This is a genomic window from Ruegeria sp. HKCCSP346 (assembly GCF_017872595.1).
Classification (GTDB): Bacteria; Pseudomonadota; Alphaproteobacteria; order Rhodobacterales; family Rhodobacteraceae; genus Ruegeria.
In genome coordinates this window covers 45,441-55,392 of record NZ_JAEDOT010000005.1, presented here as the reverse complement: position 1 = coordinate 55,392, position 9,952 = coordinate 45,441, and the positions used below count along the sequence as shown (strand labels likewise).

6 protein-coding genes are annotated in these 9,952 nt (G+C 57.3%); 5 read left to right on the top strand and 1 reads right to left on the bottom strand.

Going from position 1 to position 9,952, the window contains the following annotated elements; genetic code table 11:
• Window positions 1-33 precede the first annotated feature (33 nt).
• Window positions 34-3,951, bottom strand: a complete 3,918-nt coding sequence (locus I9185_RS14695) for an Ig-like domain-containing protein (RefSeq protein ID WP_245223581.1) — start codon at window positions 3,949-3,951, stop codon at window positions 34-36.
• A gap of 151 nt (window positions 3,952-4,102) precedes the next feature.
• Here I9185_RS14695 and I9185_RS14690 point away from each other — a divergent pair, with 151 nt between their 5' ends.
• The 5 genes from I9185_RS14690 (at window position 4,103) to rfbA (ending at window position 9,889) form a co-directional block, all read left to right on the top strand.
• Entirely contained in the window at window positions 4,103-6,160 is a 2,058-nt protein-coding gene (locus I9185_RS14690) for a dockerin type I domain-containing protein (protein ID WP_245223580.1), read from the top strand.
• Window positions 6,161-6,537: 377 nt separating this feature from the next.
• On the top strand, window positions 6,538-7,107 hold the full coding sequence (gene rfbC / locus I9185_RS14685) for a dTDP-4-dehydrorhamnose 3,5-epimerase (protein ID WP_210093419.1): 570 nt from the start codon (window positions 6,538-6,540) through the stop codon (window positions 7,105-7,107).
• Complete coding sequence (gene rfbB / locus I9185_RS14680) at window positions 7,104-8,144, top strand: dTDP-glucose 4,6-dehydratase (protein WP_171724549.1); 1,041 nt, start codon at window positions 7,104-7,106, stop codon at window positions 8,142-8,144. Before rfbC ends, rfbB begins: the two co-directional genes overlap by 4 nt.
• Window positions 8,141-9,004 carry a dTDP-4-dehydrorhamnose reductase gene (gene rfbD, locus I9185_RS14675; protein WP_210093418.1) on the top strand — a complete coding sequence of 288 codons (864 nt, stop codon included), beginning with the start codon at window positions 8,141-8,143 and terminating at the stop codon, window positions 9,002-9,004. The genes rfbB and rfbD overlap by 4 nt, the downstream gene beginning before the upstream one ends.
• Before the next feature lie 18 nt (window positions 9,005-9,022).
• Window positions 9,023-9,889 carry a glucose-1-phosphate thymidylyltransferase RfbA gene (gene rfbA / locus I9185_RS14670; RefSeq protein ID WP_210093417.1) on the top strand — a complete coding sequence of 289 codons (867 nt, stop codon included), beginning with the start codon at window positions 9,023-9,025 and terminating at the stop codon, window positions 9,887-9,889.
• The last annotated feature ends 63 nt before the right edge of the window (window positions 9,890-9,952 follow it).

Below are 9,952 nucleotides of genomic sequence, written 5' to 3'. Positions count from 1 at the left end.
GTTGAATTACGTCTGTATGTGCGCCGGTCTGGATCAGGCCGTTGCCCCGGTCGGGTCGGTGTGCAGGATGTTATCTGCGGTCAGGCCGCTCAGATCGCTCAGGTCTTGGAACGTGGCCACGGTTTCAACGCTGGCATCGTTCGCCGCCTGGAAATCTATCTTGACCAAAACACTGTTTGTTCCGTCGGTTGCCATCACGTAAAGTTCATCGCCCGCCATGGCTCCGGCAAGACTCTCGACAGCGGCTTCGATTGTGCTGAGGTTGAGGTCTGTGAGTACCGTGCTGAGGCCGACAAATCCGGTGTTTGTGCCCAACGTGTCCCCGGTGGAAAGCAATTCGAACCCGGTGCCATCACCGCGGAGCGTATTGGTGTCCAGCCCGCGGAACATCAGTGCGTCAGTTACATCCGCAGCCGGGCCAATCGTAAAGCCAGTCACAATATCTGTACCATTGCTGGCCGGGTCCGCCTCGAAGACGACGATGTCTCGCCCTGCTGCAGAAACATCAATGGTATCGTCGCCGACACCGCCGCGCGTGATAGTGTCCGTATTCGCAGCGTTGAGCGTGTCATCACCATTGGTGCCAAACTGCACTGTCGTTGGTCCGCCATCAGACGTTTTGATTGTCAGCTCAATAGGCTGGCTGGAGTTCTGGATCGTCATCGTGAAAGTGACAAGCGGCTGAGAAAGATCTGCAAAGGTTGTCGCGGCCCCGGCAAAATTCATCGCGCCCCCGGCGCCTGGGCTGGCCAAAAACAAATCGAAGGCGTTGTTTTCCGAAACCGATGCAGAGTTGAAGGTGACAACCGAAGGGTCAAATCCGAGCTCTGCCGTCAACGCCAGACCACCAGAGATATCGCGGTCGGCTTCGGCATAGATTGCGAACGTCACTGTAGATCCCGAGCGCCCAACTTCAGAAATCACATAGGCGGCGGGTTCGTGCGCAACGGCTTGCTCGGAAACCGACAGCGGATCTGGTCTACCCGCAACTGTCGCCTGCGCGGAAAAGACAAGGTCATCACCTGCCTCTACTGCCGAAAAGTTGGACGCCGCGACAGCCAGCGACCAGGATCCGTCTGCGGCCACCGTTGCAGATCCGACCGAACTGCCGTTTAACGTGACATCCACCGACTGGCCGACTGACAATCCGGTCGATGACCCGCCGATAGTAATCCCGGAGGCCTTGGCATCGGCAAGACCAATCGAATTGTTGACCCCGACATCGTTCAACGTCAACAAGGGGCGAAAATCTGTGGAAAGTGAGCTGTTCGCCGCGGCCGAGCTGTTTCCGGCCAGATCGTCAACAGTGGCGGAAATGGAATAGCTCGTTCCGTCAGAGAGCATTCCAAGACCACTTGCTGGAACGGTAACTGCCCACGAGCCATTTGATGCGACGCCAGTATAGGTTTGCCCGCCGAATGTGACCGAAACGGTCTGGCCATCTTCAGCCGTGGTCGTGCCTGAGATTGCAAGATCCACGCCCCTTTCGGTCACGTCCAACACGGCACCCACAGGCAGACTGTTTATGGTTATTGAAGGTGCTGTGAAGTCAGTGGCAAAGCTTGTCGTGGTTTGATTGTGGTTTCCCGCCGCGTCCGAGATCGACGCATTGATATTGTAAGTCTCGTTGTCTTGCAGGGCAGACAAATCTGTCACGGTTGCCGTATAGGTCCAAGTACCCCCGGTTACTGTTGCCGTTCCGGTGACGTCCGTAGTGCCGTCAGCGCGCGTGACTTCGACGGTAACAACTGTTCCGTCGGGCGCATCGGACGTTCCTGACACCGTCAGGTCGGTTCCTTGTTCAACGACGTTCATGACGGCCCCGTCGGATACGGTTGAAATTCCGATCGTCGGTGGCGTGAAATCGGTGGTAAAGCTGTTGTTCGCTTGCAAGGCCGGATTCCCGGCAGCGTCCGAGACATCCGCGGTTACGGTGACGGTCGCCGCGTCAGAAAGACCTGCCAGATCCGAAGCAGGTACGGTTACGCTCCAATTGCCGCCAGAAACCGTTGCGCTATAGGACTGCCCGTTCAGACTGACGGTTACGATTTGTCCGTCTTCAGCTGTCGTACTGCCCGAGATGGAAAGATCCGTGGCCCGCTCGGATGCGTTCATGACAGCTCCGTCCGAGAAACTGTCGATGCTAAGCGTCGGCGCGGTCACATCCTTGGAAAATGTCACTGCGGCCTGCGGTGCCGTGACGCCACTGGCGTCGTCGACATCTGCGGTAACAGAGAAGTTGCCTCCATCCGACAAGGACGCCAGATCCCCAGCTGGCACAGTCACGTTCCAGGCCCCGCCAGATACTGTGCCGGAATATGTTTGACCATCGAGGGTTACAGTAACTTGCTGACCATCCTCAACGTTTGACGTCAGCCCGCTGATGGTCAAGTCGGATCCGGCTTCGGCTGCGTTCAGTACGGACCCAACAGGAAGCGGTGATATAGAAATGGAAGGGCCGGTCAGGTCCACGGGAACCGATACAAGAAGCGGTACTGCCGGATTGCCCGACACGTCCTCGACGGCTACCAGAACAGATGCCGGCACTCCGGTGGAAAGACTGCTCAAATCGGAATTGGGGATCGTTACACTCCAGCTTCCGCCAGACGCGGTGCTTGTATGCACTTGTCCGTTGAACGTGACGATGATGGTCTGACCATCCTCTGCCGTGGTGGAACCGGTCAAGGCCAGGTCGCCGGCTACGTCGATCAGTTCTATCGAGCCGCCAGCCACGGGATCCAGAGAAACAGTTGGTGCAGTGAAATCAGTATCAAAGCTTCCGCTCGCCTGTGGTGCGGAATTTCCCGCCGCGTCGGCAACATCCGCGGTAACGTCAATCGTCGCGCCATCAGGAAGGGCCGAGAGGTCTGCCGCCGGGACAGTGACGCTCCAGTGTCCGTTGGATACCGTGCCCGAATAGTTTTGCCCGTTCATTGAGACGGTAACGGTCTGCCCGTCTTCTGCATCGGTTGTTCCGGTGACCGTCAGATCCGTTGCCTGTTCGATCGAATTCAAAACAGCGCCATCGGAAAACCCGGTGATCGACAGGGTTGGAGGAATTGTATCAATATCGAACTTGACGGATTCGCTGGACAGTTCCGTGCCTGAATCGTCCAGATGTCTGACTGTCACCGTAGAGACGCCTTGCGGAAGCGCATTTGCTTCGGCCGCAGTGAGAGAAATGCTCCAACTGCCGTCATCGTTGGGTGTTACGGTTTTGACCAGCGAACCTATCGTGACCTCGACTGTCGATGTTCCTTCGGGTGCGGCGGCATTGGTAATGGCACTGTTCAATGCCGTTGCCTGAAGTTCGGCCAGGTTCAGGCTGGTATAGCTCGGTTCCGGTTGGGGTTGGGGTTGGGGTTTAGGCTCTGGCGCGACAGGTTCCGGGGAATCGCCGCCGCCGCCGCCACCTCCGCCCGCAGCGGCAGCTGCACCAGCCAGCCCGAGGCCGCCCAGCGCAGCCCCGGCGCCGCTGATTCCGCCAGCTGCTGCGCCAGCTTCAGCTGCGCTGAACTGGGCGATTTCAGCAACCGCCTCTTCTGCGATCATGATTGCGCCGCTGTCCAGGACCTGCACGTTTTCCGCCGCCACGATCATCGTCCGACCGTCAGCCATTTTCAGAAGAACATCGCCGTTTTTCAGCAACTTGGCGGAGCGCACACCCGGAATTGTCTCTGCAAACTGGAAGGCGTAAAGCTCTTCGATGGTTGCTTGTGACAAGGCAGGCAAGGCCATCAATGTGGACATGAGGCCGCCAGCCGCGCCGCGACCCGCCCAACGACCAAGCTTTCCCTTGATCCATTGTTGAACTTGAGATTTGCGATCTCCGTCCGTTGAGTCAGCCGCCGGACGGTTGTTGGCCTCAGGTGCTTTGGTCATCGTGCCCTCGCATGTGGTGTCCGCGATCATCGCAACAGGAAAGGATGTGCTGTTTGGCGTTTTGCTCATCTGTCTTTCCCATTTGTTGCCGTTGCGATCGGACCTGAAAAAATTGAGTTAAACTGAAACCGAACTTCTCGTTTTCACCACAATTCTGCTTCGGTTTCGGTCTGCTCATCTGGTCATCTTGCCGTAACTGCCAGGGGTGGCGCAGGAGGTGATGGCTGTGATGCTTCAGTTCGAAAGTGTAGTGGCAACGGGGAGCACGGCGCTCGATTCAGGTATCGGCGATACGGCTTTAAAAACGCTTAACGGGAATACGTATCTCTACACGGTGACCGGCCCGGGTGGCGGCGTCGCGGTCTGGCGGCTGGTCGACGGTGCCCTGCCGCAGCTGGTTGATACCGAGTATTACAGCGGTTCGATCACCTTCCAGGTGGGGCGCAGTGCCACGTCGATAACGCTGGCGGGAACCGAGCAGATTGCGCTCGACATCAACACTGCCACGGGCCTGGTCGGGTATGACGTGAACGCGGACGGAACGATCGGTAACCTGAAGGAAACGGGTGTGCTCAACGGAGGCGGAGATATCTCGGCCATCGTACAGTTTTCACTTGGGTCTTCGGGTGTCCTTGCGATGGCGCATGAGGATACAGGTAATATCGGAACCTACCATGTGAACGCGAACGGGACGCTCAGTCTTGCGGGTTTGATTGCCGGCACAGCGGATGCCATGCAGACGTTGCGGTCGGGTTCGGAACATTTTCTGATCTCAAGTGACGCGGCAACAAACTCTGTCTCGACATATCGCATCGATTCCGGCACCGGCACTTTAACCGAGATCAACAATGATTCGGCGCTCGGAACCCTTGGTGTTTCTACTCCAACGGATGTCGAGACCGTAGAGGCATACGGTAAATCCTGGGTCGTGGTGGCGGGGTCCGGAAGCAACTCTCTCAGTGTTCTTCAATTGAACAGCGATGGAAGTTTGAAGGCGACGGACCATGTGCTTGATACGCTTCATACGCGGTTTGAATCGGTTCAGGATCTGGAGGTCATAGACGTGAACGGTCGGGTCTTTGTGGTTGCAGGCGGCGGCGATGATGGCCTGTCTCTGTTCACTTTGACACCCGAAGGTCAACTTGTTCATATGGACAGTTTCGAGGATACGCTGGCCAGTGGATTGCAGAATGTCGAATCGCTGGCGGTTGCACATGTGAGCGACGAGCTGCAAATTCTCGTGACATCACAACAGGATGCCGGGGTGAACGTCCTGACGGTCCCGGTCGATGATCTGGGTGTGGTGCGCAAGGGGTTCGGTACCGTGAACGGGAGCGCGTCGGACGATATCCTCAGCGGCGGTATTCTGGACACGACCCTTTTAGGAGGCGCCGGAGACGACATTCTCATCGCGGGGAAGGGTGCGACGACGATGTCAGGTGGTGCAGGGGCCGACATCTTCGTAATGCAGTCCGGTAGCGGTCTGACCACAATAACCGATTTTCAGGCGGGCCTGGATCGTCTGGATATGTTCGACTACCTGCTGTTGCGGTCGCCTCAGCAACTGACCTTTACCAGCACAGCAAACGGGGCTCAGATCGAATATCGCGGCGAGATCGTGCAGGTCCAATCCGCGTCGGGCGGCGCTTTGACAAGCACGGATATCTTTGGCGCAGGCTTCGCCGGACCGGATCACATCCCGGTAGATTTCGGGGACCTGGGCGGGCTGACACCGGGCAGCTCTGATGGATTGGTCGGGCAGATTACGGTGGACAGCCAGGTTGCGAATCCGGGGCTGACGGATGCGGAAATCCGGTTCACGCCGGACGGCGGGGGTACGGTATCCGCCATCGCAGATAGTCAGGGGCGGTTTGATCTGGAATTGCCCGATGGCACCTTTCCCGGAGTGCTGGACATCACCAAACACTATTCCACGGCAAGCGGGAAGATTGACGCGCTGGACGCTTTGCAAGTGTTGCGTATCTCGGTTGGTCTTGACCCGACATGGGGTCCAGCGACCGCGGAAAACCTGATAGCGGCAGACGTCAACAGGGATGGCACCGTGAACGCCCTGGATGCGCTTGCAATTTTGCAAGTCGCCGTCGGGCAGCCCACGGCCCATGACCCTGAATGGGTATTTCTGGATGAGAACGCGGACCTTTCCGGAATAACCAAGGACAATGTAACCTATCAGACGGGTGTCGATGTTGTGGCGGTGGATGGGGTCATCAACGTGGACATGACCTCCATCCTGTTGGGAAATCTCGAAGCGGCCTGAGTGCCGATAGATATCTAGGCCAAAGCAAAGTTGTATCTTTTTTAGCGGTAAGGTGCGGATTGGCTTTTGCCGCCAAATCGACACGACCCAGCCTCAGCGCTCGGATGCCGCCCCATGACGCGGTGCTTTAGCTTTCGGCCCAAGTGTTGTCGCGCCGGCGGCTTCGTTATCTGTTCCATCCCTGTGTTTTCATTTGCAGATGGTCCAATAATTTCAATGAATTCTATCAGAATCGCAAGTTGCCTGCGATAATCGCCTGACCTTTGGAACCGATAAGCCGCTCAAATTGCTGGTCGGACAACATAGGTCTTGGCGTCGGTGGAGCAAATGTGACATAGCAGGCCGAGACTTCAACACAGAGATGAAAATTAGTAACAATGGAAATATTGGCGCTTTCCATTCCGGAAGTGAAACTGATCACCCCGAAGCGTTTTGGCGATCACCGCGGGTTCTTTGAGGAAACCTACAATGTCGACAGCTTTGCGGCACAAGGGATTCATACGCAATTCGTTCAGGACAATCATTCCCTTTCGAGCACGGTGAACACGGTGCGCGGATTGCATTTTCAGGCTCCGCCAAGAGCGCAGGCCAAGCTGGTGCGCTGCGGTCGTGGACGGCTGTTTGATGTCGCGGTCGATATCCGCAAAGGTTCGCCCACCTATGGTCACTGGGTCGGTGAGGAACTGAGTTTCGAGAACGGGCGGATGCTGTTGGTTCCTGCGGGGTTCGCGCATGGGTTCGTGACGTTGGAGCCGGAGACCGAGATCGTCTACAAGTGTTCTGATACCTACGCGCCGGAAACTGAAGGCGCGGTTCGTTGGGACGATCCCGATATCGGCATTGAATGGCCACAGAGTAATTCAGAACCCCAGCTGTCCGAGAAAGATCGGATCGCACCACTTCTGCGCGAAATTGAATCTCCTTTCGTATTCGAGGACACACAATGAAAATTCTGGTTACGGGCGGGGCGGGCTTTATCGGGTCTGCCGTTATCCGTCGTGCGATTGCCGATGGGCATTCGGTCGTCAATGTCGATGCCCTGACCTACGCGGCCTGTCTGGACAATGTTGCCTCTGTCGCGGATGCGCCGGGATACGTTTTTGAACATGCGGATATCCGGGATGCCGCCGCCATGTCGGCGATACTGGACAGACACCAGCCAGACGCGATCATGCATCTGGCCGCTGAAAGCCATGTTGACCGTTCGATCGATGGCCCAGCCGCGTTCATCGACACGAACCTGACCGGGACCTATGTATTGTTGGAAGCCGCACGCGCCTATTGGGTGGGTGCCGGCCGGCCCGAGCATTTTCGGTTTCACCATATATCAACCGACGAGGTCTTTGGGTCCTTGGGTAAAACCGGGTTTTTCACCGAAGACAGCCCATACCAGCCGAACTCACCCTATTCGGCCTCGAAAGCGGGATCGGATCATCTCGTGCGGGCGTGGCGTGAAACATACGGCCTGCCAGTGGTTCTTACCAATTGCTCTAACAACTACGGCCCTTACCAGTTTCCGGAAAAGCTGATCCCCGTTGTCATCCTCAGTGCGCTGGCGGGCAAACCGATCCCGATATACGGGAAAGGCGACAACATTCGCGACTGGCTGCATGTCGATGACCATGCCGAAGCCCTGTTGCTGGTGCTCGAAAAGGGTGAACTGGGCCGCAGCTACAATATCGGTGGCGAGAATGAGATGACCAATCTTGATCTTGTCAGAATGCTGTGTTCGATCCTGGATCGCCTCAAGCCGGGTGAAACGCCCTATGCGGATTTGATCACGTTCGTCGCTGACCGCCCGGGTCACGATCAGCGTTATGCCATCGATCCGACCCGGATTCGCACCGAACTAAACTGGCGTCCCTCCTACACGCCCGAAACCGGGCTGGAACAGACGGTTCAGTGGTATCTGGACAACAGTGCATGGCTGAACGCCTTGCAGGCCCGCAGTGGCGTGGGTGAGCGGCTGGGTGTTGCCAAATGAAGGCGCTGGTGTTCGGCCACGGGGGGCAGGTGGCGACCGAGTTGCGGCGTCGCGGACAGGCGCATGGTGTCTTGGTTGAAGCTCTGGATCGCGCCGCGGCGGACCTGTCTGACCCGTCGCAATGTGCAGACGCCATCCGGCATACGGATGCGGACGTGATCATCAATGCGGCCGCCTATACGGCGGTGGACCAGGCCGAAGAAGAAAGCGACCTGGCGCAACGGATCAACGGAGATTCACCCGGAGCAATGGCGCGTGCCGCCGCGGCCCGCAACCTGCCTTTTCTGCATATTTCCACGGATTACGTTTTTGACGGCTCTGGTCTGACCCCCTGGAACACCGATGACCCGACCGGGCCCTTGGGGGCCTATGGTCGAACCAAGCTGGACGGCGAACACCAGATCGCAGAGGCTGGCGGTCACTATGCCATTTTGCGCACAAGCTGGGTGTTTTCGGCACACGGAAAGAACTTTGCAAAGACCATTCTCCGACTGGCAGAGACTCGTGACAAGCTGACCATTGTCGCTGATCAGATCGGCGGGCCAACACCTGCTGCCGACATTGCCGAAACCTTGCTGAAAATGGCCAAGGCCGGCCTCGAAGCCAAAGGGGGGGTGTTTCACTATTCCGGCGCACCCGATGCCAGCTGGGCGGATTTCGCCCGTGAAATTGTTTCTCAATCCGGCTTGTCGGTCGAAATCGAGGATATTCCAACCGAGGCTTACCCAACGCCGGCGCCCAGGCCGCTGAACTCACGTATGGACTGTTTGCGGCTGGAAAATGTGTTCGGAATCCAGAGACCCGACTGGAAAGCCGGACTGGCCGAGATATTGAGCGAGTTGAAGTCAGCGACCAGCTGAACCTTGAAAGGACAGATTATGCAGCGCAAAGGCATTATTCTTGCCGGTGGGTCCGGAACCCGGCTTTACCCGATCACCATGGCGATATCGAAGCAATTGCTGCCGATCTACGACAAGCCGATGATCTTTTACCCGCTGAGTGTTTTGATGCTGTCGCAGATCCGCGAAATCGCGATCATCACCACCCCCCAGGATCAGGATCAGTTTCAGCGCCTGTTGGGGGATGGCAGTCAATACGGATTGTCCTTGACATGGATTGTGCAACCGTCTCCTGATGGTCTGGCGCAGGCTTATACACTGGCCGAGGATTTTCTGGACGGTGCCCCGTCTGCGTTGATTCTGGGTGACAACATCTTCTTTGGACATGGCCTTCCGGACCTGCTGCTCGAGGCGGATCAACTGAAGCGCGGCGGTACGGTTTTTGCGTACCGGGTCGCTGACCCAGAACGCTACGGAGTTGTGGATTTCGAAGGGAACAAAGCCCGCGCGATCGTCGAAAAACCCAATGTGCCTCCGTCGAACTACGCGGTGACAGGTCTTTATTTTCTGGATGGCGACGCTCCGGCCCGCGCGCATGAGGTCAAACCGTCAGATCGCGGCGAGCTGGAAATCACGTCACTGCTGGAAATGTATCTGGACGAAGGTTTGCTGGATGTGCAGACTATGGGGCGCGGTTTTGCCTGGCTGGATACCGGCACGCACGGGTCTTTGCTGGATGCGGGAAACTTCGTGCGAACGATCACGGAACGTCAGGGTATGCAGACCGGCAGCCTGGATGAAATCGCCTGGGCGAATGGCTGGATCGACGACGAGGCTCTTGAGGCGCGTGCGCGACTGTTCGCCAAGTCCACGTATGGCACCTATCTGAAAGGTCTTTTGAGCTAGGCCGCGAACTGTATCATGGTTACGTGTTCAGGCGGAAATTTGCACGGGCGGTAAGCTGCTTCA